Here is a 23,188-nt window from a genome sequence, read left to right as displayed (position 1 = left end):
CTGTTCAGTCATGAACTGCTTCTCCCGTCTTCTTTGATTTGAACATGTCCAGCGCCAGCATCACCGCACCCACAGTAATTGCACTGTCGGCGAAGTTGAACGCCGGGAAGTACCAGCGGTTCTGCCAATGCACCAGGATGAAATCGATCACATGGCCTAGGGCTATGCGGTCGTACAGATTGCCCAGCGCACCACCCAGGACCAGCGCCAACGCGATGGCCAGCCAGGTTTCGTTGCGCCCCAGACGCTTGAGCCACACCACCAGCACCGCACTGACCACGACCGCGATCAGGGCGAACAACCAGCGCTGCCAGCCCGAGCTGTCGGCCAGGAAGCTGAACGCCGCGCCTGTGTTGTAGGCCAGGGTCCAGCTGAAGTAATCGGGGATCACCACGATTTGCTGGTACATCTCAAGCTTGCCTTCGAAGTAGAACTTGCTGGCCTGGTCGATGACCAGGACCAGCAAACTCAACCAGAGCCAGCCCAGCCGTCCGAAACGGCCAATGGCGTTAGGCATAGTGACGAACCTCGCCAGTGCCGCTGATGTTATCGACGCAACGACCGCAGATTTCCGGATGTTCCGGGTTCACGCCGACGTCTTCACGGCAGTGCCAGCAACGGGCGCACTTGGCGAAGGCCGACTTGACGATTTTCAGCTTCAGGCCGCTGACTTCGGTGACCACTGCATCGGCCGGAGCCTGTACGAACGGCGCAACGCTGGCGGTCGAGGTGATCAGTACGAAGCGCAGTTCGTTGCTCAGCTTGGCCAGGTCGGCGCTCAGGGCGTCTTCGGCGAACAGCGTCACTTCGGCCTGCAGGTTGCCACCGACGGCTTTGGCCGCGCGCTGGATTTCCATTTCTTTGTTCACAGCGACCTTCACCGCCATGATCCGCTCCCAGTAGGCGCGGCCCAGTTCGACGTTTTCCGGCAGCTCGGTCAGGCCTTCGTACCAGGTGTTGAGCATCACCGATTCGTTGCGCTCGCCCGGCAGGTATTCCCACAGTTCGTCGGCGGTGAACGCGAGGATCGGCGCGATCCAGCGCACCAGCGCTTCGGAGATGTGGTACAGCGCGGTTTGCGCCGAACGGCGGGCCTTGCTGTTGGCGCCAGTGGTGTACTGACGGTCCTTGATGATGTCGAGGTAGAAACCGCCCAGCTCCTGCACGCAGAAGTTGTGGATCTTGGAGTAGACGTTCCAGAAGCGGTATTCGCCGTAGTGCTCTTGCAGTTCGCGTTGCAGCAGCAAGGTGCGATCCACGGCCCAACGGTCCAGCGCGAGCATTTCTTCGGCCGGCAGGATGTCGGTGGCCGGGTTGAAACCGGTCAGGTTGGAGAGCAGGAAGCGCGCGGTGTTACGGATACGCCGGTAGGCGTCCGCACTGCGTTGCAGGATCTGCTCGGAAACCGCCATTTCACCCGAGTAGTCGGTGGAAGCTACCCACAGACGCATGATGTCGGCGCCCAGGGTGTCGTTGACCTTTTGCGGCGCGATCACGTTGCCCAGCGACTTGGACATCTTGCGGCCGGACTCGTCGACGGTGAAGCCGTGGGTCAGCAGCTCGCGGTATGGCGCGTGGTCGTCGATGGCGCAACCGGTCAGCAGCGACGAATGGAACCAGCCACGGTGTTGGTCCGAGCCTTCCAGGTAAAGGTCGGCGCGTGGACCGGTTTCGTGGCCCATCGGGTGCGAACCGCGCAGGACGTGCCAGTGCGTGGTGCCCGAATCGAACCAGACGTCCAGGGTGTCGCTGATCTTGTCGTACTGCGGCGCTTCGTCACCGAGCAGCTCGGCAGCGTCCATCTTGAACCAGGCTTCGATGCCTTCGACTTCAACGCGCTTGGCGACTTCTTCCATCAGCTCGGCGGTACGTGGGTGCAGCTCGCCGCTTTCCTTGTTCAGGAAGAACGGAATCGGCACGCCCCAGTTGCGCTGACGGGAGATGCACCAGTCCGGACGGTTGGCGATCATCGAGTGCAGGCGCGCCTGGCCCCAGGCCGGAACGAACTGAGTTTCTTCGATGGCTTTAAGAGCGCGTTTGCGCAGGGTGTCGCCGCTGACAGGCTCTTTGTCCATGCCGATGAACCACTGCGCGGTGGCGCGGTAGATCAGCGGGGTCTTGTGACGCCAGCAGTGCATGTAGCTGTGTTCGATGATGGTGGTGTGCAGCAGCGCACCGACTTCGGTCAGCTTGTCGACGATGGCCGGGTTGGCTTTCCAGATGAACTGGCCGCCAAAGAACTCCAGCGAAGTCGCGTATACACCGTTGCTTTGTACCGGGTTGAGGATGTCGTCGTTGACCATGCCGTATTTCTTGCAGGTCACGAAGTCGTCCACGCCGTAGGCCGGAGCGGAGTGAACCACGCCAGTGCCAGCGCCCAGTTCAACGTAGTCGGCCAGGTAAACCGGCGACAGACGGTCGTAGAACGGGTGACGGAAGTTGATCAGTTCCAGTTCTTTACCGGTGGTGGTCGCGATGACCGAACCTTCCAGGCTGTAACGGACCAGGCAGGATTCAACCAGCTCTTCAGCCAGCACCAGCAACTTGTCGCCGACATCGACCAGGGCGTAGTTGAATTCCGGGTGAACGTTCAGCGCCTGGTTGGCCGGGATGGTCCACGGGGTGGTGGTCCAGATCACGATCGAAGCAGGCTTGCCCAGCGACGGCAGACCGAAAGCGGCAGCCAGCTTGGCTTCATCGGCAATCGGGAACGCTACGTCGATGGTCGAGGACTTTTTGTTCTCGTACTCGACTTCCGCTTCAGCCAGGGCCGAACCGCAGTCGAAGCACCAGTTCACAGGCTTCAGGCCCTTGAACACGAAACCGCCCTTGACGATTTCGGCGAGTGCGCGGATTTCACCGGCCTCGTTTTTGAAGTCCATGGTCTTGTACGGGTTGGCGAAGTCGCCCAACACGCCCAGACGGATGAATTCGGATTTCTGGCCTTCGATCTGCTCGGTGGCGTAGGCACGGCACAGTTCGCGGGTCTTGTCCGCGCCCAGGTTCTTGCCGTGGGTCACTTCGACTTTGTGCTCGATCGGCAGACCGTGGCAGTCCCAGCCCGGAACATAAGGCGCGTCGAAACCCGACAGGGTTTTCGAGCGGATGATCATGTCCTTGAGGATCTTGTTCAGCGCATGACCGATGTGAATCGTGCCGTTGGCGTACGGAGGACCGTCGTGCAGAACGAACTTCGGACGATCCTTGCCAATCTCGCGCAACTTACCGTACAGGCCAATACTGTCCCAGCGCTGCAGAATCTGCGGTTCGCGCTGTGGCAGGCCGGCCTTCATTGGGAAGGCGGTGTCCGGAAGGTTTAGCGTGGCTTTATAGTCGGTCATTTATGGCTCTTCATTAGCGATTGGCGCTAGGTGCGACAGGGCACGGGCGGCGGCGACATCCGCATTGATCGCCGTCTTAAGCGCCTCCAGAGAGGCGAAACGCTGCTCTTCACGCAGCTTGTGGTGGAAAACCACCGTCAAACGCCGGTCATACAGATCGCCGGCAAAATCTAAAAGATGTACTTCGAGGTGGGCTTTGCCATCCCCTTGGACCGTGGGCCGCACGCCGATATTGGCGACGCCTGGACAGGTCTTGCCGTCGATGTCGACGTTGACCAGGTAAACCCCGGTGAGCGGCACGCGACGGCGCTTGAGTTGAATGTTGGCGGTTGGCGTACCCAACTGGCGCGCCAGTTTCTGACCATGCAGGACTCGCCCGGTAATCTGGAACGGCCGACCGAGCAGGCGCTCTGCCAAGGCAAAATCGGCAGCGGCCAGGGCATTTCGCACCTGGGTGCTGCTGACGCGAATGCCGTCCAGCTCAACGGTTTGCGCCGCTTCGACGGTGAAGCCCTGCATGACGCCGGCCTGTTGCAGGAAATCGAAATCCCCTACCCGGTCACAGCCGAAGCGGAAGTCGTCACCGACCTCAAGATGCTGCACGCCGAGACCGTCCACCAGAATGGTATCAACGAATTCGCTGGCGCTGAGCTTGCTCAGGCGCTGGTTGAAAGCCAGGCACAGGACCCGGTCGACGCCTTCGTCAGCCAGCAGCTGGAGTTTGTCGCGCAGGCGCGCCAAGCGGGCCGGCGCTGTCTCCGGGGCGAAAAACTCCCGTGGCTGCGGCTCGAAAATCACCACGCAGCTGGGCACGCCCAACTCGAGCGCTCGCTCACGCAGCCTCGCCAGGATAGCCTGGTGGCCACGGTGAACACCGTCAAAGTTGCCAATAGTGGCGACACAGCCCCGATGCTGGGGGCGCAGGTTGTGGAGGCCTCGAACCAGCTGCATAACGCGCTTCTTGCTCATAAAGTGGTCGATTATAACCACACCCGGCGGCCGACGACAGGCAACACCGTAACCCAAAGTGATCGAACCGACAAAACCGCCGGCCCGCCCGTGTTTATCGAGGCAAAAGCCTCAGTTCAGCGCCTTGCGATTGAAGTCGCGCAAACGGAAGCCCATCAACAGCAACATGCCGAAATACGAGACCACGCCAGCCCCTACCAGAGCGCCCAGACGCAGGAATCGCTCAAGCATGTGGCCCTGATCCCAGGCCGGCATGAAATGCATCCCGGCCAGCAACACCGCGGACATCACCGTGACCGCTACCACCAGTTTGGCACCGAACTTCGCCCAGCCCGGCTGCGGCTGATACATCTGCTGTTTGCGCAGCTGATAGAACAGCAACCCGGCGTTAAGGCAGGCACCGGCGCTAATCGCCAGAGCCAGACCGGCATGGGCCAGCGGCCCGATCAGCACCAGGTTGAACAACTGGGTAACCACCAGGGTGAAAATTGCGATTTTCACCGGCGTGCGAATGTTTTGTTGCGCATAAAAGCCCGGCGCCAGCACTTTGATCACGATAATCCCAAGCAACCCGACCGAATACGCAATGAGCGCCCGCTGAGTCATTGACGCATCGAAGGCGTTGAACTGGCCATATTGAAACAGTGAGACCGTCAGCGGCTCAGCGAGAATCCCCAACGCCAGCGAGCACGGCAGCACCAGCACAAAGCACAAGCGCAGCCCCCAATCGAGAATCCGCGAATACTCTGCGCGATCCTTGCTGGCGTAGGTCTTGGCCAGGGTCGGCAGCAGGATCGTGCCCAGCGCCACACCCAGCACGCCAGAGGGCAATTCCATCAGGCGGTCGGCGTAATACATCCACGACACCGAACCGGCGACCAGGAACGAGGCAAAAATGGTGTTGATGATCAGCGAAATCTGGCTCACCGAAACGCCGAGAATCGCCGGCAGCATCTGTTTCATGACCCGCCACACGCCACTGTCACGCAGGTTCAGGCGTGGCAGCACCAGCATGCCGATCTTTTTCAGGTGCGGCAGTTGATAGAGCAACTGCGCCAGACCACCCGCCAGCACCGCCCAACCCAGCGCCATGACCGGCGGATCGAAATACGGTGTCAGGAACACCGCAAAGATGATCATGCTGACGTTGAGCAAGGTCGGCACGAAGGCCGGCACCGAGAAGCGGTTATAGGTGTTGAGGATCGCCCCGGCCAATGAAGACAGGGAGATCAGCAATATATAAGGGAATGTCACCCGCAACAGGCTGGAGGTCAGCTCGAATTTTTCCGGGGTATCGGTGAAACCGGGCGCGGTCACCCAGATGACCCACGGCGCAGCGAGCATGCCCAACGCAGTGACCACTGCCAGCGCCAGGGTCAGCAGTCCGGAGACGTAAGCAATAAAGGTTCGTGTCGCCTCTTCGCCTTGCTGGCTTTTATATTCAGCAAGAATCGGCACAAACGCCTGGGAAAACGCCCCTTCGGCGAAGATCCGGCGCAGCAGATTGGGCAGTTTGAAGGCGATAAAGAAGGCGTCGGTGGCCATTCCCGCACCAAAAATACGCGCAATGAGGGTGTCACGGACGAACCCCAGAATCCGGGAAAGCATCGTGATAGAGCTGACGGCGGCCAACGATTTGAGCAGATTCATTGAAAGAGTTTGTGCCTGTCGATAAACAGCAGGCGAACAAAGCGCCCACTTATGCGATACTCCGCGCCGCAGCAGCACAGAGCCAAAGCTCGCGAGTTTACAGGTCAAGCGCCGGAAATAAATATCCCGCCTCTTTATACCTACCACTTAGCGGAACGTCTCAACCGCCCTTGACAAGACATCAACTCATCGGCATGATTCGCGGCCTATTTTGTTTGCTATTTCCTAAAAAGTCTTTCGAGGAGCTCGACGGTGGCCAACACACCTTCCGCCAAAAAACGTGCAAAACAGGCTGAGAAGCGTCGCAGCCACAACGCCAGCCTGCGTTCCATGGTTCGTACCTACATCAAGAATGTAGTTAAAGCCATCGACGCAAAAGACGCTGAAAAAGCTCAAGCTGCTTACGTTCTGGCCGTGCCAGTTATCGACCGTATGGCCGATAAAGGCATCATCCACAAGAACAAGGCTGCTCGCCATAAGAGCCGCCTGAATGGCCACGTCAAGGCTCTGAACCTTGCTGCTGCCTAAGTAACACGCTTGTTAAAAAACCGACCTCAGGGTCGGTTTTTTATTGCCTGCGAATTGTGTTGCACGCCTGAGATCCCATTGAAACTGATCGCCAGCAAGCCAGCTCCTACAGGTATTGCGCAATCCTTGTAGGAGCCAGCTTGCTGGCGATAGCGGTCTTCAGATCACTGATGAGCCCAAGGCAGGATAGGAATCGCCGTCACCGCATTCTGCGGACTACCCTCAATCAAGCGATCGCTGTACACCAGATACACCAGCGTATTGCGCTTCTTGTCGAGGAAACGCACCACCTGCATGGTCTTGAAGACTAGCGACGTACGCTCCTTGAACACTTCTTCGCCATCCTTCAACTCACCCTTGAAGTTGATCGGACCAACCTGACGGCACGCAATGGACGCTTCCGCTCGATCTTCAGCCAGACCCAAGCCACCCTTCACACCGCCCGTCTTGGCTCGGGACAGGTAGCACGTCACCCCTTCGACCTTCGGATCATCAAATGCCTCAACGACGATGCGGTCGTTCGGGCCGACGAACTTGAACACCGTCGACACCTGACCAATCTCCTCGGCCGAAGCCAGCAGCGGCATTGCCAACAGCAGGCCCAACAATCCTTTTGCCACGCGCATTCAAATATTCCTTCAGACCAGGATCAGGTTATCGCGGTGAACCAGTTCCGGCTCCGCCATGTAACCCAACAGACCGACAATCGCCTCAGACGACTGACCGATGATTTTTTGTGCTTCCAGCGCGCTGTAGTTGGCCAGGCCACGGGCGATTTCACGACCGTCCGGCGCGACGCACACCACCATTTCACCGCGACGGAAACTGCCCTGAACCAGCTTGACACCCACCGGCAGCAGACTTTTATTGCCTTGAGACAAGGCCGTCACCGCACCGGCATCCAGCACCAGCGTGCCGCGAGTTTGCAGATGCCCGGCCAGCCATTGCTTGCGCGCCGCCAGCATGCCGCGCTCCGGCGACAGCAAGGTGCCGATGCGCTCGCCCGCCTTCAGGCGATCCAACACACGCTCAAGGCGCCCACCGACGATGATGGTGTGCGCACCGGAACGGGCCGCCAGGCGCGCCGCACGCAACTTGGTCTGCATGCCGCCACGACCCAACGCACCACCGGTACCGCCCGCCACTGCATCCAGCGCCGGATCATCAGCGCGCGCTTCGTAAATCAGCTTGGCATCGGGATTGTTGCGCGGATCGGCGTCGAACATGCCGTCGCGATCCGTCAGGATCACCAGCAAATCAGCCTCGACCAGGTTGGCCACCAGCGCCGCGAGCGTATCGTTGTCGCCGAAACGGATTTCGTCGGTGACCACGGTGTCGTTTTCATTGATCACCGGGATCACTTTCAACTCGACCAAGGCACGCAAGGTGCTGCGAGCATTCAGGTAGCGCTTGCGGTCGGACAGATCGTCATGAGTCAGAAGAATCTGCGCAGTGTGCCGGCCATGCTCGGCAAAGCTCGACTCCCACGCCTGAACCAGACCCATCTGACCGATGGCGGCAGCTGCCTGCAATTCGTGCATTGCACTGGGTCGCACGGTCCAGCCCAGACGGCTCATGCCCGCCGCTACCGCCCCGGAGGACACCAGCACCAGCTCGACGCCCGCCTCATGCAAGGCCACCATCTGTTCGACCCAGACACCCATTGCCGCGCGATCCAGGCCCTTGCCGTCCGCCGTCAGCAACGCGCTGCCGATTTTCACGACCCAACGCTGCGCACCTGTCACCTTGCTCCGCATCATCTTCAACCTTAGCTTGAGGGCAGCGCGACCCAGCGCTGCCCGTGACGTTAATCGTGGCTATTTGTTACCAACAATCGATTTCCAGATACTAAAACGCCGCTCCAGGGAGCGGCGTTCAAGTTTATCGCAACAGATCAGTCACGCACGTAAATGATTTCCGGACCGTCTTCGTCATCCACATCTTCTTCGTCCCAATCATCGTCACCGATGTCATGGACCGACTTCACGCCGCTGCGACGCAGGGCACGCTGGTCATCCAGGGCCTGCAACTGAGCGCGCGCTTCGTCTTCGATGCGCTGATCGAGCTCGGCCAGCTCTTCCTTGTAGGCCGGGTCGTTCACCAGGCGGTCAGCACGATCTTCCATGTAACGCATGATGTCGTGGCACAGACGCTCGGTACCGAGCTTGGAGATGGCGGAGATCACGTAAACCGGACCGGTCCACTCCAGGCGATCAACGATTTCCTTGACGCGAGCATCGTGCTCTTCTTCAAGGATCTGGTCGCACTTGTTCAGTACCAGCCAGCGATCACGCTCAGCCAGGGACGGGCTGAACTTGGTCAGCTCACTGACGATCACTTCGGCCGCATCCGGGGCACTGGTGTCATCCAGTGGCGCCATGTCCACGAGGTGCAGCAGCAAACGGGTACGCGACAAGTGCTTGAGGAATCGAATCCCCAGGCCAGCACCGTCGGAAGCGCCTTCGATCAGGCCCGGAATGTCCGCAACCACGAAGCTTTTCCAGCGATCAACACTGACCACACCCAGGTTCGGCACCAGCGTGGTGAACGGGTAGTCGGCGACTTTCGGCTTGGCGGCCGATACCGAACGGATAAAGGTACTTTTGCCAGCATTTGGCAAACCCAGCAGACCAACGTCCGCCAACACCTTCATTTCCAGCTTCAGGTCACGTGCCTCACCCGGCTTACCCGGAGTGGTCTGACGCGGAGCACGGTTGGTACTGGATTTGAAACGGGTGTTACCCAGACCGTGCCAGCCGCCATGGGCCACCAGCAGCTTTTGACCGGCTTTGGTCAGGTCGCCGATCACTTCCTGAGTGGCAGCGTCGATGACCGTGGTGCCGACCGGCACACGCAGCACCAGCTCTTCACCCTTCTTACCGGTGCAGTCGGTGCTGCCGCCGTTGGAACCGCGCTCGGCATCGAAGTGCCGGGTGTAACGGTAGTCCACCAGGGTGTTGAGGTTTTCGTCGGCGATCATGTAGACCGAGCCGCCATCACCACCGTCGCCGCCGTTCGGGCCGCCGTTTTCGATGAATTTCTCGCGACGGAAGCTCATGCAACCGTTGCCGCCGTCACCGGCCTTTACTCGAATCGATACTTCATCAACAAACTTCATAACAAAACGCCTCTCGCCATACGGACGAGCCGAAAAAATCCAGACATAAGACTCTTGCAAAAATGAGCGCAGCGACCTCAATCAACGACCGCAAATCCAGCGCTGGAGCTCATTACAAACAGCTTTGCAAGAGACTCACCCCACAAACGAAAAAGCCCCGTCGCGAGACAGGGCTTTTCCAGCATCTACGTAATTATGCCGCGACGACTTCAGTCTTCGGGACAATGCTCACGTAACGGCGGTTGAAAGCGCCTTTTACTTCAAACTTGATCACGCCGTCGATTTTAGCGAACAGAGTGTGATCTTTACCCATGCCAACACCGTAACCGGCGTGGAATTGGGTGCCGCGCTGACGCACGATGATGTTGCCCGGAATGATAACCTGGCCGCCATACATCTTCACGCCAAGGCGTTTGGCTTCTGAGTCGCGACCGTTACGGGTACTACCACCAGCTTTTTTGTGTGCCATGAGTCAATTCTCCTAGTGAGGAATTAGGCTGAAATTAAGCCTGAATACCGGTGATTTTGATCTCGGTGTACCACTGGCGGTGGCCCATACGCTTCATGTGGTGCTTACGACGACGGAACTTGATGATGCGGACTTTATCGTGACGACCTTGGGAGATCACTTCAGCCACAACGGTAGCGCCAGCAACAACTGGAGCGCCGATGTTCACGTCATCGCCATTGGCGACCAACAGAACGCGATCAAAAGTAACGGATTCGCCGGTAGCGATTTCCAGTTTTTCGATCTTCAGGTATTCACCTGGGGCGACCTTGTATTGCTTGCCACCAGTAACAATTACTGCGTACGACATGGTATTTCTCCGATAATCCTGCTCACCCAGCTCTTTATAAGAAGAGGTATTGGCTGGCATGGCTGCATATGGCTGGAAGGCCAGTTTGCAATTGCGTAAGGCAGGTGCTGCCCAGGAAGTTCAGGGTGCGCGATTGTACGCAAGCTGCCGTGGCGTTGCAAGAGGCCGTCCATCGCGCCTTGACACCCGCCGACGTGGGTCCTAGCATGCCGCGCAACCCTTCTGGAGCGACTGTCGCTGATGCAACCCCAAGCTTTCTACCGCGCGGTGGCGGACGATTTTAGCGCCGTCGACGGCATCATCAAGAAGCAGCTGACTTCCCGAGTGCCGCTGGTATCGAAAATCGGCGATTACATTACCTCGGCTGGCGGTAAACGCCTGCGTCCTTTATTAGTGCTGCTGTGTGGCAAGGCCCTTGGCCGCGAAGGCGACGACCTGCGCCTGCTGGCCGCGACCATCGAGTTCCTGCACACCGCCACCCTGCTGCACGATGACGTGGTCGACATGTCCGGCATGCGCCGCGGCCGCTCGACTGCCAATGCCATGTGGGGCAACGCACCAAGCGTGCTGGTGGGCGACTTCCTATACTCGCGCTCCTTCGAAATGATGGTCGAACTGGGCTCCATGCCGGTGATGAAGATCCTTTCGCAAGCCACGCGCATCATCGCCGAAGGCGAAGTATTGCAGCTGTCGAAGGTTCGTGACGCGAGCACCACCGAAGAAACCTACATGGAAGTCATCCGCGGCAAGACCGCGATGCTTTTCGAGGCTTCGACCCACAGCGCCGCCGCCCTCTGCGAAGCCACGCCGGAACAGGCTGAAGCCCTGCGCACGTTTGGCGATCACCTGGGCGTAGCCTTCCAGCTGGTCGACGACCTGCTGGACTACAAAGGTGACGCAGAGACCCTGGGCAAGAACGTCGGTGACGATCTGGCCGAAGGCAAGCCGACCCTGCCGCTGATCTACACCATGCGCGAAGGCACGCCGGAGCAGGCTGCCCTGGTGCGCAAGGCGATCCAGAAAGGTGGCATCGAGGACCTGGAAAGCATTCGCGAAGCCGTTGATGCTTCCGGTTCGCTTGAGTACACCGCGCAACTGGCCCGCGACTACGTGGCCCGTGCGATCAAATGCCTCGACGCGCTGCCCGCCAGCGAATACCGCGATGCATTGGTCGAGCTGAGTGAATTCGCGGTCGCCCGCACTCACTGATCCGCTAATTTGTAGGAGCCAGCTTGCTGGCGATCCAGTCGCTGCGGTGTTCCAGAAACACCGCGGTGATGCCATCGCCGGCAAGCCGGCTCCTACAGCCCCCCCTCCCGGCTAAAACCCTATATAATGTGCGCTTTTTAGCGATCCTGAATCCAAGGAGCTTTAGTGAGCACGTTGCCACCCTGCCCGAAATGCAATTCCGAATACACCTATGAAGACGGCGCGCAGCTGATCTGCCCGGAGTGCGCCCACGAATGGTCCGCCAGCGGCGAAGCTGAAGCGGCATCCGATGACGCCGTGAAAAAGGATTCGGTGGGCAATGTCCTGCAAGACGGCGACACCATCACCGTGATCAAGGACCTCAAGGTCAAAGGCACATCGCTGGTGGTCAAGGTCGGCACCAAGGTCAAGAACATCCGCTTGTGCGATGGCGATCACGACATCGACTGCAAGATCGACGGCATCGGCCCGATGAAGCTCAAATCCGAGTTCGTCAGAAAAGTCTGAACCTGCTGTATTCCATCCCGCGCCCGGCGTGGGATGGTGCTTCGTCCTCCCCCGCTTCGCCCCGTATTTCCTCGCAATAGCCAAACGCCAGCCGCTTTGACCTTACGCAATCTTTACCCGGAAAAAATCACAAACCGCCAATAGGCCCTTGCTATTTGATGAATAAGAATTATTCTCATTGAAACCAATCAATGGAGATGAGACCCATGACTTATTTGATCGATGCCTGGCTGGACCGCCCACACCCCTACCTCAGGATCCTGCATCGGGAAACCGGGGAAGTCTGTGCGGTGCTTGAAGAAGAAGCCTTGAACGAGCTGCAGGATCAGGGTGACCTGGACGTCAACGGCTTGAGTTCCAGCGAGCCGGTGGTGCTCAAGGAACTGGTGCGCAATCTGTTTCTGTTCTGCTATGCCCGGGCGTTGCGCCCGTCGCATGAACTGCATCACAAGCTGGAAATATGAGAAACCCCAAACCGTGTAGGAGCCGGCTTGCTGGCGATTGCATCACCGCGGTGCAACTGAAACACCGAGGCGCATGGATCGCCAGCAAGCCGGCTCCTACAAGGTAGTCAGGCTTACAGAACGTCGAGCAGCTCGACGTCGAAGACCAGTACGCTGTGCGGCGGAATGCTGCCAACGCCTTGAGCGCCGTAAGCCAGTTCGCTCGGCACGTACAGACGCCATTTGCTGCCAGCGTTCATCAGTTGCAGGGCTTCGGTCCAGCCAGCGATCACGCCGCCTACCGGGAATTCTGCAGGCTGACCGCGCTCGTAGGAGCTGTCGAACACAGTGCCGTCGATCAGGGTGCCGTGGTAGTGAGTACGCACTTGGTCTTCACGGGTCGGCTTGGCGCCTTCACCGGCGGTCAGCACTTCGAATTGCAGACCGGAAGCCAGGGTGGTGATGCCATCGCGCTTGGCGTTTTCAGCCAGGAATGCCAGGCCTTCGCCAGCAGCCGCTTCAGCTTTGGCAGCTGCTTCGGCTTGCATGATTTCGCGGATAACCTTGAAGCTGGCGGACATTTCTTCCTGACCTACACGGCTTTCCTTACCGGCGAAAGCGTCAGTCAGACCTGCCAGGATTGCGTCCAGGCTAACGCCCGGCGGCGGGTTGTCGCGCAGTTGGTCGCCCAACTGACGGCCAATGCCGTAGCTGACGCGGGTTTCGTCGGTGGACAGATTTACTTCGGACATGACACTGCTCCGCTGTGCGGACGGCCCTGGAACTTGCCGTGCGTGCACAGCGCGTCCCGGAACGCCCGGAACCAAAAGGGCCAGCAGACTAGCACAGATGTCGTTGCGCTGATGAGGGGGTGTCAGTGCTGCCAGGCAGAACCGAAGGCAATCGGCACCTTCAGGCTTTCCCCCGCACTCGCACCCAACCCGCACATTTCATCGTGAACCGATGTATGCACAAGGTTGAATGGCAAGGTGGGAAAGTTATGCAGCACTTCACGCGCATGCTCGACCGAGCGCAGGTGGACCATCTCGCCGTGAGCATCACTCAACGGGTAGGCGGCCCCGTGCATGCGCGCCTCCAACAGGTAGATTCCGCCTTCCATGGAGATCAGGTTCAGCTCATCGACTTTCCCTGCGATGGCATAAGCACGTAACTCTACGAAGTTCATGAACGCACCTCACGCAGTGGCGAGCCAGCATTCATACAGGCATAGGCCTCACAGCATCAAAGTACAAGCCATAAACGCCACCGCCCGTCTGTTTCACACTGCCCATGTAGGAGCGTGCGGTGCGGCGATCCGACTTGCCCGCGAAGGCGGCGTGACAGACAACACCTATGTCGACTGACCCGGCCTATTCGCGGGCAAGTCGGATCGCCGCACCGCACGCTCCTACAGAGGCCGCGTGGATCAGTGCTTGGTGAGTTTATCCAGATACCCCATGGCAAACGCCGATACCACGAAGGTCATGTGGATGATCACGTACCACTTCAAATGCTCGGGATCGACGTTTTTGGCGTCCATGAAGATCCGCAGCAGGTGAATCGACGAAATCGCCACGATGGACGCCGCGACCTTCATCTTCAATGAAGACGAATCCATGGTGCCCAGCCAGTTGAGCTTTTCCTTGTTGTCATCGATATCCAGCTCGGAAACGAAGTTCTCGTAGCCGGAAATCATCACCATCACCAGCAAACCGCCCACCAGCGCCATGTCGATCAACGACAGCAGCACCAGAATCAGGTCCGATTCGGCCATCGAGAACACGTTAGGGATGACGTGGAAGACTTCCTGGAAGAATTTCAGCGCCAGGGCCAGCAGCCCGAGGGACAGACCGAAGTAGATCGGCGCCAGCAGCCAGCGGGAGGCGTACATTGCATTTTCGATAAAGCGTTCCATTGAATCTCACACGTGGGCTGGAAATGGCCGCGAGTATACCAGCCACCCGTTACAGCCAGAAACACTCGGAAAATCCGCCACCTGCGCGTGTGTGACAAGGTTTTTCTGCTAGTGTCCAAAGCATTGACACCTCTGCGACATCGGACAGGACGACGGGAAATGGATGTGCGATTGCCTTTAATGAGCGCCGGGATTTGTCTGGCCCTGCTGGTGAGCGGCTGTTCACCGGACGATGACAAACGCCAGGTCAGCCTTGAGGAAAAGACCGCGCAATTCGAAACCTCCCTCGACGCAATCCAGGACCCGAAACTCAAGGATGCCGTGGCCGAACTCGGTGGCTCCCTGCTGCTGCTCGAACGTGCGCAACTCAAACTCGACAGCAAACCGGTGGAAACCGAGTACGGCGCAGATGTCCTCGCCGTGCTCAAGCACTACCCCACGCCACAGGCGCTGGTCGACACGTACATTAACGGCCTGTTCGTGCTGCACAAGGATTCCAGCTCCGACTACCTGACCGATCTGCAACCGGTGTTCCCGTTCAACTTCAACATTCCGGCCGAGTTTCTCTTTCCCCATGGCCTGGAATGGCAGTCGGTGACCTTGAGCAACAAACGCGTGATCCCGTTCCAGCCGGAGTGGTCGGAAACCGATCCGGGCATTCAACTGAGCCCGTCGAGCTCCAACCTGACCAGCCCCGACGATCTCACGGTGACTTACCCCTTCATCGACGGCCTGGGCATGGAAATCAAGAACCAGCCGCAGCCCGTCAGCCTGCAAGGCAAGGTCGAAGTCATCGCCCCGCGCAGGCTCTATAGCTTCGAACTGACAAAAAAAGACGTCGGCCAGACTCGCAGCAATGACAACCTGAGCGTCACGCTGCTGAAGCTGACAAACAACTACGCCGAAATCGAGTTCAGCAACAGCGCGCCGCTGGCCCCGGAAGTCAGCGAGATACCCTTCAACCCGTCGGTCGTCCAGGCCAGGGACGCCACCGGGCAATTTCTCTCACGCTCGGGCTCGATCAACCAAACCGCCGCGCAAATTGCCTTCTACCAGAAACAACTGGCGAAAATGCAACAGCAGAAGAGCTGGAGCGAAGCCTTCGAAAGGCAGCTCGATGAAGAACAACGCGCGTTTGAGAAGCAACAAACCAGGCATTACTCCAAGGTGTATTTCAACGGCCCGATCGAGACCCTTGAAGTCAGCCTGCTGGACTTTTCGGCGGCCACGGTCACGCGCAAGGACCTGGACCTGCCGATCCGTCGCTTCGATCAACACACCACGGCAAAGACCATCCAGCCACTGACTTTACCCGTGGTCGTGTACGACGATCAGGCACCGACCTGGCTGAAAGGCGCAACGCTCAGCGAGGAGCAACTGAAGAAGAGCGTCAGCATCCGCCAATCGGTGGACGACCCGAGCGCGGCGCGCATCGAGTTCGATCACACCCGAAGCTTCAACGATGAACTGCTCGGCACGTCCTTCAGCCCTGGCGATAGCCCGGTCAGTTTCTTTACCGAGGACAGCAGCGGTCAACGCGATGAGCCGATCGAACTGCCGCCCGAGGCTTACCAGGTCGATCCCCTGCGCGGCATCATCACTTATGACCTGAACCTGTTCGCGCAAACGCCGGCGTTTGCGGTGGGTTCCATGCCGCTGTTCCTGGCCACCGTCGATAAGCAGACACTTGAAACAGACCGGCTGCCCAAAGGCCTGGAACTGAAAGGCAATGCACTGGTGGTTGATCTGAAGCTGTTCCCCGCCCAGGACTGGCGCTTTTTCGCCAGGGACAATAGCGGCCACTATCTCAAGGAGATTCTTTCGGTCATTCACGATGCAAGTGCGCAGGGCCCGGCGTTATTCAGCGTGCATTACTTCTACGGCCAGCCGGCGCAGCTGGAAACCTACCAGCGAACCGATCTCACCACGGTGCAATATGGATTCGAGGTCAAACTCGACAAGGCTGATACGTCCAGCCTCGCCCAATAGTCGTCTCAGTGATCGGGGCGGAACTCGAAGCCGCCCATGTTGCGGCAGCGCCCACCATTGATTTCCCGTAGCTGGGCTTGCAGGTGCAGGCACCAGATTTGCGGGTCATCGGCCAGTTCATAGCCATGCAACGTCAGGCTTTCAACGATGGTGTCGAGGATCGATTCAGCCGCGAAGGGCCCAGGAAACGGACCTTGGGCTTTGATGGCTGAGGGTTGTTCGCCAGCCATTCCGGCGGCGAAAAGCAAAGTCCACATGCCCGTATCACCAGCCAATGGCTTGATGGCACATTCGATACGGGTCACAAGGCCCAGGCATTGACGGGTGAGGCAGAGGTTGCGCGACATGGCGGCGACCCTCGGTAGATCCGGTATTCAGCTCCCACGGGAGAACTGTCTCGATCCAGTGATTACTGTCGATATCCTTGAGCTGAGAATAGAAGAAAAGTCAGGCCCGCACGCCAACTGAGACCAGAAGGCGCCGAATGGTCATTGTGTGAATATTGACGTCAGAGTGATGGCACTTGTAGGAGCGAGCGGTGCGGCGATCCGACTTGCCCGCGAAAGCCATGACGCGGTTTGCCGGAATAACCGCGTTATCGTTCTTCGCGGGCAAGCCTCGCTCCTACAGGGACTCCTCTGTGTCAGGCCGGCTTGGCTTCGACCAACGCTTCCTGTGCCGCTTCTTTCTCGGCTTCTTTCAGGTCTTCTTCGCTGATCATTTCCGCGATCACCCGCAAGCGCTCCACCACCCGCGCATTCACGCTGCCTTCTGGAAATTCGCCATTTTCATCCGGCGCACCGGCAGGCTCGCCGACCAACAGGCTCAGCGCTTCGTCAGCCTGGCGTACTGCGTAAACGTGGAATTGCCCTGCGCGCACCGCCGCCAGCACTTTCTCGTCCAGCATCAGCGTCGCCACGTTGGCGTGAGGAATGATCGCCCCCTGCTCACCGGTCAGCCCGCGGGCTTCGCAGAGACGGAAGAAGCCTTCGATCTTCTCGTTGACCCCGCCCACCGCCTGCACTTCGCCGAACTGGTTGATCGAGCCGGTGATTGCAAAGCATTGCTTGAGCGGTGTTTTCGACAACGCCGAAATCAACGTGCACGCCTCGCCCAACGACGCACTGTCGCCATCGACATAACCGTAGGACTGCTCCAGGGCGATACTCGCGGAAATCGCCAACGGGAATTCCTGGGCGTAACGGCTGCCCAGATACCCGGTGAGGATCATCACGCCTTTGGAGTGAATCGGTTGGCCGAGGTTGACCTCACGCTCGATGTCGACAATGCCGCTGCCACCCGGATACACCGTGGCGGAAATCCGCGCCGGGACGCCAAACGCCGAATCCCCGACTTCCAGCACCGTCAGCCCGTTGCACTTGCCCACGGCCGCGCCATCGGTGTCGATCAGGATGATCCCGGCCAGCATGTCATCGAGAATCCGCGCCGAAACGCGCCCGGTGCGGGTGGCCTTGGCCTTGAGCGCACGCTCGATGTGCCCGGCGTCGGTCATTTCATCGCTGGCCAGGTGACGAATGAAATCCGCCTCGCTGACCAGTTGGAACAAGTCACCGATCCGCGCCGACAAACGCCCCTGGTGCTCGGCCAGACGCGCGCTGTAGGTCGCCAGACGCGCCACCGCATCGGCGGTCAGCGGTGCCATGCCTTCTTCGGAGGTACGGGTTTTGAGCAACTGGGCGAACTGCTCCAGGCTTTCGTCGACCATCGGGATGTCTTCGTCGAAGTCCACCAGAACGCGGAACATCTCCTGGAAGTCCGGATCGAGGTCTTGCAGCGTGTAATACAACTGCCGGGCACCGATGATGACGACTTTGACCTGCAACGGAATGTGTTGCGGTGTCAGGGTCACGGTGGCCAGACGCCCCAGCTCACCCAGCGGTGATTCCATTTTCAGTTTGCGCGATTGCAGGGCGCGCTTGAGCGCATCCCATACGAACGGCTCGCTGAGCATTTTATCGGCTTCAAGGATCAGGAAACCGCCGTTCGCGCGGTGCAGCGCGCCCGGTCGCAACTGGCGATACGTGGTGTAGAGCGCGCCCTGATCGGTGCTGTATTCGATGCGGCCAAACAGGTTTTCGTAGGTCGGGTGCGGCTCGAACACCACCGGTGCACCGCCGCTGGCCGAGTGACCGACCACCAGGCTTGGCGCGTATTGCTCTTCCAGCATCTTGCGCGCCACCGCATCGACCTTGCTGTCGTCGACCAATTGCTCGACCACGGTTTTCAGCAAGTAAACCTGCATGGCTTGCAGGTAACCGCACACCGCCGCGTTCTCGGCGTATTTTTCCGACAACGGCGACAGCAACGGCTGCAAGGCCAGGGTGATGGTTTCTTCGTTGAGGTGGCGCAGCTGATTGCTCGACTCGCGCTTCCACTGCGGCAGGCTGGCGAGTTCTTCGTTCAGACGCTCTTCCAGGCCGGAGATGTCTTCGTGGAAACGTTCGCGATCGGCTTCCGGCAACTGGGCGAATTCCGCTTCATCCAGCGCCTTGCCTTCGCTCATCGGGGTAAACGCGATGTTGCTCGCGTCACGGTACAGCGCGACTTCTTTTTCCAGCGCCAGGCGCTCGATGATGTCCAGCGCCTTGTCGTAGCGCTGGTTGAAGGCGCGGTCGATGGCGCTTTTTTTCTGCTGATAAGACGGATGTTCGAATACCGCCGGGAAGGTCGCCAGCAGGTTGTCGATCAAAGCGTTGATATCACCGATGAACGCGCCGGCCGTGCCCGATGGCAATTCCAGGGCGCGCGGCTCGCGGGGCTCATCGAAATTGTTGACGTAGACCCAGTCGGCTGGGGTCTGCAGGCGCTTGCCTTCGGCCTTCAGGTAGCGTTTGACGAACGAAAACCGGCCAGTGCCAGGCTCGCCCATGACGAATACGTTGTAACCGGGGCGTGGCATGGCCACACCAAACTGCAAGGCTTCGACCGCACGTTCCTGGCCAAGCACACCGCGGAAGGGCTCCAGATCATTGGTGGTAGAGAAGCTGAACTGTTCAGCGGAAAACGGACGGGTCAGCGCTTCGGGCGCTAGACGCAAGCTGGCAGCAACAGGATCAGGCATCGGGCTTCCTTACATCAGGCGGGGCAGATAGCGGCATTCTGGCGCTGCCCATACCCCACTTGCAAGGCGCGCCTTTCGCCAAAGCATAGCCAAACGGGCATCCCCAGGCGGGCCGGGTCTAAATCAATGTTTTCAACGAATGTTTCGTAAAAAGTAACGGAACCCTTGGAACGTGCCTAAACTCCAAGCTGCGCGGCTGGAACAATAACCGGCCCACTGGCGCCGTAGTGGTCTGTACGAAAACTCGCCGAGCGGCGATCAGGCAAGGCGAAAACAGACGAGGAAGCGGAGTGTGGGGGACCCACATGAGCATTCCGAGTCTATTTTCAACGCAGCCTGATCGTCGCGCAGGCAGTTTTCGTACAGAGCCGGGCCAGAACCCTTGTCCATTGGTACGCACATAAAGAGAACAAAGCTATGAAACGGATTCTTCTCGGTACTCTCTTCACCGCTGTATCCATCAACGCTATGGCACAGGCGCCAGGCGGCCCGGATTGCGGGTGGGGCAACATGCTGTTCGAAGGTCAGCGTGGCACCCCGGCACACTTCCTGGCATCCACCACCAACGGCACTTCCGGCAACGCAACGTTCGGTATGACCTCTGGTACCAACGGTTGCGCGACTAATGCGTCGCTGACTTATGGCGGCAAATCCTGGTTTGCCATGAATGGCATGATGAACGAGCTGTCCGAAGACATGGCTAAAGGTAACGGCGAAGCGCTGACGACCTACGCCGTGGTACTGGGCGTGGCGCCGGAAGACCGTGCGCATTTCGCGGCTGTGACTCACGAGCACTTCCAGCAGATCTTCAGCAAGGCTGACGTGACTGCAGAAGATGTGCATACCAACACCCTGGCCGTTTTGAAGGCCGACCCTCGTCTGGCCAAGTACGCAACTCAAGCTTAAGCTCGACCCGCCCGCTCCTTTCGGGGAGCGGGTTTTATTTTTTGGACCTGCCCTCTTTGGTAATCCTGTTTAACTGTAGGAGCTGGCTTGCCAGCGATGATCGTTAACGATGACGCGTGCTTACTGGATAAACACGGCGCCTTTGAGACCATCGCTGGCAAGCCAGCTCCTACATTGACGGTGTCTACCGCGCTGGGTCTTTATTTTTTTCGACTTAAGTTGCCCACTATGCTCAAACGCCTTGCCTGGCTGGCGCTCTGTGTCTGCGCCCCGCTGTCCGCCGCGCCTCACATCGACAATCAACGTTTGCAGCAACTGGCCAACGACCCCTTCTGGATTTCCCTGGGGCATTACGAAACCGCCAAGCTCGGTGGCTGGCGCAGCTATGTCAGCGACAGGAAGTTCTTTCTGGCGCCCGATGGCAACGAACACCCCGACCACGAACTGGCGGCCACCGTACAGGCGCTGTACGCACCGGCCAGTGCCGGCGAAAAGCATGCGCAATGTGTCTACCCGGCGCGTACCCGCTGGCTCAAGGCGCAACTTAACCTGACTGACTTGCCGGCCCTGGAATGTGCCGAATTCAAGCAATGGTTCAAGGATGTCTCGCCCCACAGCGCGGTGATGATTTTCCCGGCAGCCTACTTGAACAGTCCGTCATCGATGTTCGGCCACACGCTGCTGCGCATCGATCAGGCGGATGTGCAGAGCGACAAAACGTCATTGCTCAGCTACGCCATCAACTTCGGCGCCTACATCGAAGGTTCCGACAACAGCATTCTCTACGCCTGGAAAGGTTTGATGGGCGGCTACCCGGGCCTGTTTGCGCTGGTGCCGTATCAGGAAAAACTCTCGGAATACCGCAGCCTCGAAAACCGTGACCTGTGGGAATACCGGCTGAACCTGACACAGCAGGAAACCGAGCGCATGGTCGAGCACGTCTGGGAACTCAAGCAGATCCAGTTCGACTATTTCTTCTTCGACGAAAACTGCTCCTATCGCCTGCTGGAACTGCTGCAAGTGGCGCGTCCAAGCCTGCGCCTGACCGAACAGTTCCCGCTGACCGCCATTCCCACCGACACGGTCAAAGCGGTGAAAGAAGCCGGCCTGGTGGAGTCCATTCAATATCGGCCTTCCCGCGAACGCGAACTGCTGAGCCGCGCCGAACCGTTGAATCCTGAAGAGCAGCAATGGGTGCTGAAAGTCAGCGCCGACCAGAAACAGTTGCAGGAACCGGCGTTCAAGGCGCAACCGCGCGAACGTCAGGCGCTGATCATCGACGCGGCTTACCGGCTCGAACGCTACCGCGCCAACGGCCAGGAACGCGACCCGCAGCGGGCTCAGCGCAGTTTTGAATTGCTGCGGGCGATCAACCAGAACCCGGCGCCGGAGCTGGACATCCCGCAACCGGGCTTGCCCGAAGATGGCCATGAATCGCGCACCTGGCAGGCCGGCCTCGGCACCCGGGGCGACAAGGCCTTCGGTGAATATGGCCTGCGCATGGCGTATCACGATCTCAACGACAACTCGGAAAGCTTTCCCCTCGGCGCGCAGATCGAAATCCTGCAAATGAAACTGCGCCAGTACGAAGGCAATCAGTGGCAGTTGCAGCAACTGGATCTGGCGACCATTCGCTCCCTGACCCCGCGCAACGAGCTGCTGCAACCGCTGTCGTGGCAGGTCACCGGCGGCCTGGAGCGGGTGCCGGGCAAACATGACGATGAAACCCTCGTCAGTCATGTCAATGGCGGTAGTGGCGGCACGTGGCAACTGGGCGACGACATGCTCGGTTTTGCCTTGGGCACCGTGCGCGTCGAACACAATAACGACTTCGCCGGTTTCATCGCCCCGGCGGCGGGTTTCAACAGCGGTGTGCTATGGAAGAATCCGCTGGGGAATTTCAGCCTGGAGGCCAAGGGGGATTTCTTCACCAATGGCGAAGTGCGCCGTAGTTTGAGTCTGAACCAGCAGTGGGAATTGTCGCGCAACCTGGGTCTGCGTCTGAGCGCCCAGCGCGAATTCAGCCATCTGGCCACACCTGAGAATGAAGTGATGCTTGAGCTGAAGTGGTATCACTACTGACCTGTAGGAGCCGGCTTGCTGCGGGCGGCGTTCCGACGATGGCATCACCGCGGTGAATCTGAAAAACCGTGTTGATACGATCGCCAGCAAGCCGGCTCCTACAAGGGATCTGTGTTGTTCAACGGATTCATCACAGGCCTTTCACGAAGGTCTCACGAATGCACTTCTAGACTTGAACCATAGGCCGTTGAACGGCCGGGAGTCCGAGATGTGGCGTTGTGTGGGTGTGATGGGTGTGTTGCTGTTGTGCGCGGGTTGCCAGACGACTCACGAAGACCTGATTGCCAAGGGTTATCCTCCGGCATTCGCCGATGGTTTCGATGACGGCTGCAGCAGTGGTCGACAGGCTGCCGGGGCGATCACCGGTGAATTTCGCAAGAACGTGCCGCGGTATCTCAAGGACAAGCCATACGCCGAAGGCTGGAGCGATGGCTTCCGCCAATGCCAGGCCATGCGCGAAAGCGAAGACCGCGAGGACTATCGCAGCCATCACTGGGACGAACGTGAAAAAGCCTGGCAACAACAGAAAGATCAGGACGCCGCCCGTGCGTTTCGCTCGCAATGAGTCGCTGACAGACATCCGCCGAAACTAAAAGCCTGTGACCATGGCCTAAACCCTATAACGGGAGGA

At 59.0% G+C, this 23,188-nt stretch carries 22 protein-coding genes; 8 read left to right on the top strand and 14 right to left on the bottom strand.

The annotated features are described in order from the left end of the window. Positions 1-4 precede the first annotated feature (4 nt). The 4 genes from lspA to murJ all read right to left on the bottom strand — a co-directional run bounded on the left by lspA (position 5) and on the right by murJ (position 5,960). On the bottom strand, positions 5-517 hold the full coding sequence (gene lspA / locus J4E42_RS14880) for a signal peptidase II (RefSeq protein WP_008028819.1): 513 nt from the start codon (positions 515-517) through the stop codon (positions 5-7). After that, positions 510-3,341 carry an isoleucine--tRNA ligase gene (gene ileS / locus J4E42_RS14875; protein ID WP_008028820.1) on the bottom strand — a complete coding sequence of 944 codons (2,832 nt, stop codon included), beginning with the start codon at positions 3,339-3,341 and terminating at the stop codon, positions 510-512. Before ileS ends, lspA begins: the two co-directional genes overlap by 8 nt. Then, positions 3,342-4,292: a bifunctional riboflavin kinase/FAD synthetase gene (gene ribF / locus J4E42_RS14870; protein WP_008028822.1), complete on the bottom strand. Its 951-nt coding sequence runs from the start codon at positions 4,290-4,292 to the stop codon at positions 3,342-3,344. It abuts the gene before it with no gap. 129 nt (positions 4,293-4,421) lie between these two features. Further along, on the bottom strand, positions 4,422-5,960 hold the full coding sequence (murJ, locus tag J4E42_RS14865; protein ID WP_008037902.1) for a murein biosynthesis integral membrane protein MurJ: 1,539 nt from the start codon (positions 5,958-5,960) through the stop codon (positions 4,422-4,424). A gap of 252 nt (positions 5,961-6,212) precedes the next feature. Here murJ and rpsT point away from each other — a divergent pair, with 252 nt between their 5' ends. Then, on the top strand, positions 6,213-6,488 hold the full coding sequence (rpsT, locus tag J4E42_RS14860; protein WP_008028826.1) for a 30S ribosomal protein S20: 276 nt from the start codon (positions 6,213-6,215) through the stop codon (positions 6,486-6,488). A 164-nt stretch (positions 6,489-6,652) separates the two neighbouring features. Here rpsT and J4E42_RS14855 read toward each other — a convergent pair whose 3' ends face one another. The 5 genes from J4E42_RS14855 to rplU all read right to left on the bottom strand — a co-directional run bounded on the left by J4E42_RS14855 (position 6,653) and on the right by rplU (position 10,424). Further along, complete coding sequence (locus J4E42_RS14855) at positions 6,653-7,114, bottom strand: CreA family protein (protein ID WP_008028828.1); 462 nt, start codon at positions 7,112-7,114, stop codon at positions 6,653-6,655. A gap of 12 nt (positions 7,115-7,126) precedes the next feature. Beyond that, positions 7,127-8,245: a glutamate 5-kinase gene (gene proB, locus J4E42_RS14850; RefSeq protein WP_017340857.1), complete on the bottom strand. Its 1,119-nt coding sequence runs from the start codon at positions 8,243-8,245 to the stop codon at positions 7,127-7,129. Positions 8,246-8,382: 137 nt separating this feature from the next. Beyond that, positions 8,383-9,606 (bottom strand): Obg family GTPase CgtA, encoded by a 1,224-nt coding sequence (gene cgtA / locus J4E42_RS14845; protein WP_207285522.1) that lies wholly within the window; start codon positions 9,604-9,606, stop codon positions 8,383-8,385. A gap of 193 nt (positions 9,607-9,799) precedes the next feature. After that, a complete protein-coding gene (gene rpmA / locus J4E42_RS14840) occupies positions 9,800-10,075 on the bottom strand; it encodes a 50S ribosomal protein L27 (protein ID WP_003215862.1) in 276 nt (91 codons plus the stop codon). Positions 10,076-10,109: 34 nt separating this feature from the next. Next, positions 10,110-10,424, bottom strand: coding sequence for a 50S ribosomal protein L21 (rplU, locus tag J4E42_RS14835; RefSeq protein ID WP_003176051.1), 315 nt, complete (start codon positions 10,422-10,424; stop codon positions 10,110-10,112). A 240-nt stretch (positions 10,425-10,664) separates the two neighbouring features. On the opposite strand from rplU, the gene J4E42_RS14830 reads away from it, so the two are divergent. The 3 genes from J4E42_RS14830 to J4E42_RS14820 all read left to right on the top strand — a co-directional run bounded on the left by J4E42_RS14830 (position 10,665) and on the right by J4E42_RS14820 (position 12,604). Beyond that, the gene (locus J4E42_RS14830) at positions 10,665-11,633 is read left to right on the top strand and encodes a polyprenyl synthetase family protein (protein ID WP_008028837.1); all 969 of its coding nucleotides are present in this window, start codon (positions 10,665-10,667) and stop codon (positions 11,631-11,633) included. 165 nt (positions 11,634-11,798) lie between these two features. After that, positions 11,799-12,140 (top strand): zinc ribbon domain-containing protein YjdM, encoded by a 342-nt coding sequence (locus J4E42_RS14825; RefSeq protein WP_008028840.1) that lies wholly within the window; start codon positions 11,799-11,801, stop codon positions 12,138-12,140. Positions 12,141-12,346: 206 nt separating this feature from the next. Further along, positions 12,347-12,604, top strand: coding sequence for a hypothetical protein (locus tag J4E42_RS14820; RefSeq protein ID WP_008028843.1), 258 nt, complete (start codon positions 12,347-12,349; stop codon positions 12,602-12,604). Positions 12,605-12,717: 113 nt separating this feature from the next. Here the strand turns inward: J4E42_RS14820 and J4E42_RS14815 are convergent, their stop codons facing one another. The 3 genes from J4E42_RS14815 to J4E42_RS14805 all read right to left on the bottom strand — a co-directional run bounded on the left by J4E42_RS14815 (position 12,718) and on the right by J4E42_RS14805 (position 14,498). Further along, entirely contained in the window at positions 12,718-13,335 is a 618-nt protein-coding gene (locus J4E42_RS14815; protein WP_008028844.1) for an FKBP-type peptidyl-prolyl cis-trans isomerase, read from the bottom strand. 122 nt (positions 13,336-13,457) lie between these two features. Further along, positions 13,458-13,769, bottom strand: a complete 312-nt coding sequence (locus J4E42_RS14810; RefSeq protein ID WP_008028846.1) for a DUF6482 family protein — start codon at positions 13,767-13,769, stop codon at positions 13,458-13,460. A gap of 240 nt (positions 13,770-14,009) precedes the next feature. After that, positions 14,010-14,498 (bottom strand): TIGR00645 family protein, encoded by a 489-nt coding sequence (locus tag J4E42_RS14805; protein ID WP_008037914.1) that lies wholly within the window; start codon positions 14,496-14,498, stop codon positions 14,010-14,012. 159 nt (positions 14,499-14,657) lie between these two features. Here J4E42_RS14805 and J4E42_RS14800 point away from each other — a divergent pair, with 159 nt between their 5' ends. Continuing rightward, the gene (locus J4E42_RS14800; protein WP_008037915.1) at positions 14,658-16,487 is read left to right on the top strand and encodes a hypothetical protein; all 1,830 of its coding nucleotides are present in this window, start codon (positions 14,658-14,660) and stop codon (positions 16,485-16,487) included. Between the two features lie 5 nt (positions 16,488-16,492). Here the strand turns inward: J4E42_RS14800 and J4E42_RS14795 are convergent, their stop codons facing one another. Together J4E42_RS14795 and J4E42_RS14790 are read right to left on the bottom strand one after the other, a co-directional pair. After that, the gene (locus tag J4E42_RS14795) at positions 16,493-16,834 is read right to left on the bottom strand and encodes a hypothetical protein (protein WP_008028851.1); all 342 of its coding nucleotides are present in this window, start codon (positions 16,832-16,834) and stop codon (positions 16,493-16,495) included. A gap of 296 nt (positions 16,835-17,130) precedes the next feature. Continuing rightward, positions 17,131-19,569: a Lon protease family protein gene (locus J4E42_RS14790; RefSeq protein ID WP_008028854.1), complete on the bottom strand. Its 2,439-nt coding sequence runs from the start codon at positions 19,567-19,569 to the stop codon at positions 17,131-17,133. Between the two features lie 417 nt (positions 19,570-19,986). Between J4E42_RS14790 and J4E42_RS14785 the strand changes: the two genes are divergently transcribed. The 3 genes from J4E42_RS14785 to J4E42_RS14775 all read left to right on the top strand — a co-directional run bounded on the left by J4E42_RS14785 (position 19,987) and on the right by J4E42_RS14775 (position 23,122). Beyond that, entirely contained in the window at positions 19,987-20,475 is a 489-nt protein-coding gene (locus J4E42_RS14785) for a DUF3015 domain-containing protein (RefSeq protein WP_008028855.1), read from the top strand. Between the two features lie 228 nt (positions 20,476-20,703). Further along, entirely contained in the window at positions 20,704-22,557 is a 1,854-nt protein-coding gene (locus J4E42_RS14780) for a DUF4105 domain-containing protein (protein ID WP_207285521.1), read from the top strand. Positions 22,558-22,765: 208 nt separating this feature from the next. Continuing rightward, positions 22,766-23,122 (top strand): hypothetical protein, encoded by a 357-nt coding sequence (locus J4E42_RS14775; RefSeq protein ID WP_008037920.1) that lies wholly within the window; start codon positions 22,766-22,768, stop codon positions 23,120-23,122. Positions 23,123-23,188 lie beyond the last annotated feature (66 nt).

The sequence above is a fragment of the Pseudomonas sp. FW300-N2A2 genome (assembly GCF_017351735.1).
Classification (GTDB): Bacteria; Pseudomonadota; Gammaproteobacteria; order Pseudomonadales; family Pseudomonadaceae; genus Aquipseudomonas; species Aquipseudomonas migulae.
Note: the sequence above shows the minus strand (reverse complement) of the source record. Positions and strands in the feature narration are given on the sequence as shown.

Coding starts and splice junctions, on each gene's coding strand:
- lspA (WP_008028819.1), bottom strand. CDS start 517: ATGCCTAACGCCATTGGCCGTTTCGGACGGCTGGGCTGGCTCTGGTTG.
- ileS (WP_008028820.1), bottom strand. CDS start 3,341: ATGACCGACTATAAAGCCACGCTAAACCTTCCGGACACCGCCTTCCCA.
- ribF (WP_008028822.1), bottom strand. CDS start 4,292: ATGCAGCTGGTTCGAGGCCTCCACAACCTGCGCCCCCAGCATCGGGGC.
- murJ (WP_008037902.1), bottom strand. CDS start 5,960: ATGAATCTGCTCAAATCGTTGGCCGCCGTCAGCTCTATCACGATGCTT.
- J4E42_RS14855 (WP_008028828.1), bottom strand. CDS start 7,114: ATGCGCGTGGCAAAAGGATTGTTGGGCCTGCTGTTGGCAATGCCGCTG.
- proB (WP_017340857.1), bottom strand. CDS start 8,245: ATGCGGAGCAAGGTGACAGGTGCGCAGCGTTGGGTCGTGAAAATCGGC.
- cgtA (WP_207285522.1), bottom strand. CDS start 9,606: ATGAAGTTTGTTGATGAAGTATCGATTCGAGTAAAGGCCGGTGACGGC.
- rpmA (WP_003215862.1), bottom strand. CDS start 10,075: ATGGCACACAAAAAAGCTGGTGGTAGTACCCGTAACGGTCGCGACTCA.
- rplU (WP_003176051.1), bottom strand. CDS start 10,424: ATGTCGTACGCAGTAATTGTTACTGGTGGCAAGCAATACAAGGTCGCC.
- J4E42_RS14830 (WP_008028837.1), top strand. CDS start 10,665: ATGCAACCCCAAGCTTTCTACCGCGCGGTGGCGGACGATTTTAGCGCC.
- J4E42_RS14820 (WP_008028843.1), top strand. CDS start 12,347: ATGACTTATTTGATCGATGCCTGGCTGGACCGCCCACACCCCTACCTC.
- J4E42_RS14815 (WP_008028844.1), bottom strand. CDS start 13,335: ATGTCCGAAGTAAATCTGTCCACCGACGAAACCCGCGTCAGCTACGGC.
- J4E42_RS14810 (WP_008028846.1), bottom strand. CDS start 13,769: ATGAACTTCGTAGAGTTACGTGCTTATGCCATCGCAGGGAAAGTCGAT.
- J4E42_RS14805 (WP_008037914.1), bottom strand. CDS start 14,498: ATGGAACGCTTTATCGAAAATGCAATGTACGCCTCCCGCTGGCTGCTG.
- J4E42_RS14800 (WP_008037915.1), top strand. CDS start 14,658: ATGGATGTGCGATTGCCTTTAATGAGCGCCGGGATTTGTCTGGCCCTG.
- J4E42_RS14795 (WP_008028851.1), bottom strand. CDS start 16,834: ATGTCGCGCAACCTCTGCCTCACCCGTCAATGCCTGGGCCTTGTGACC.
- J4E42_RS14790 (WP_008028854.1), bottom strand. CDS start 19,569: ATGCCTGATCCTGTTGCTGCCAGCTTGCGTCTAGCGCCCGAAGCGCTG.
- J4E42_RS14785 (WP_008028855.1), top strand. CDS start 19,987: ATGAAACGGATTCTTCTCGGTACTCTCTTCACCGCTGTATCCATCAAC.
- J4E42_RS14780 (WP_207285521.1), top strand. CDS start 20,704: ATGCTCAAACGCCTTGCCTGGCTGGCGCTCTGTGTCTGCGCCCCGCTG.
- J4E42_RS14775 (WP_008037920.1), top strand. CDS start 22,766: ATGTGGCGTTGTGTGGGTGTGATGGGTGTGTTGCTGTTGTGCGCGGGT.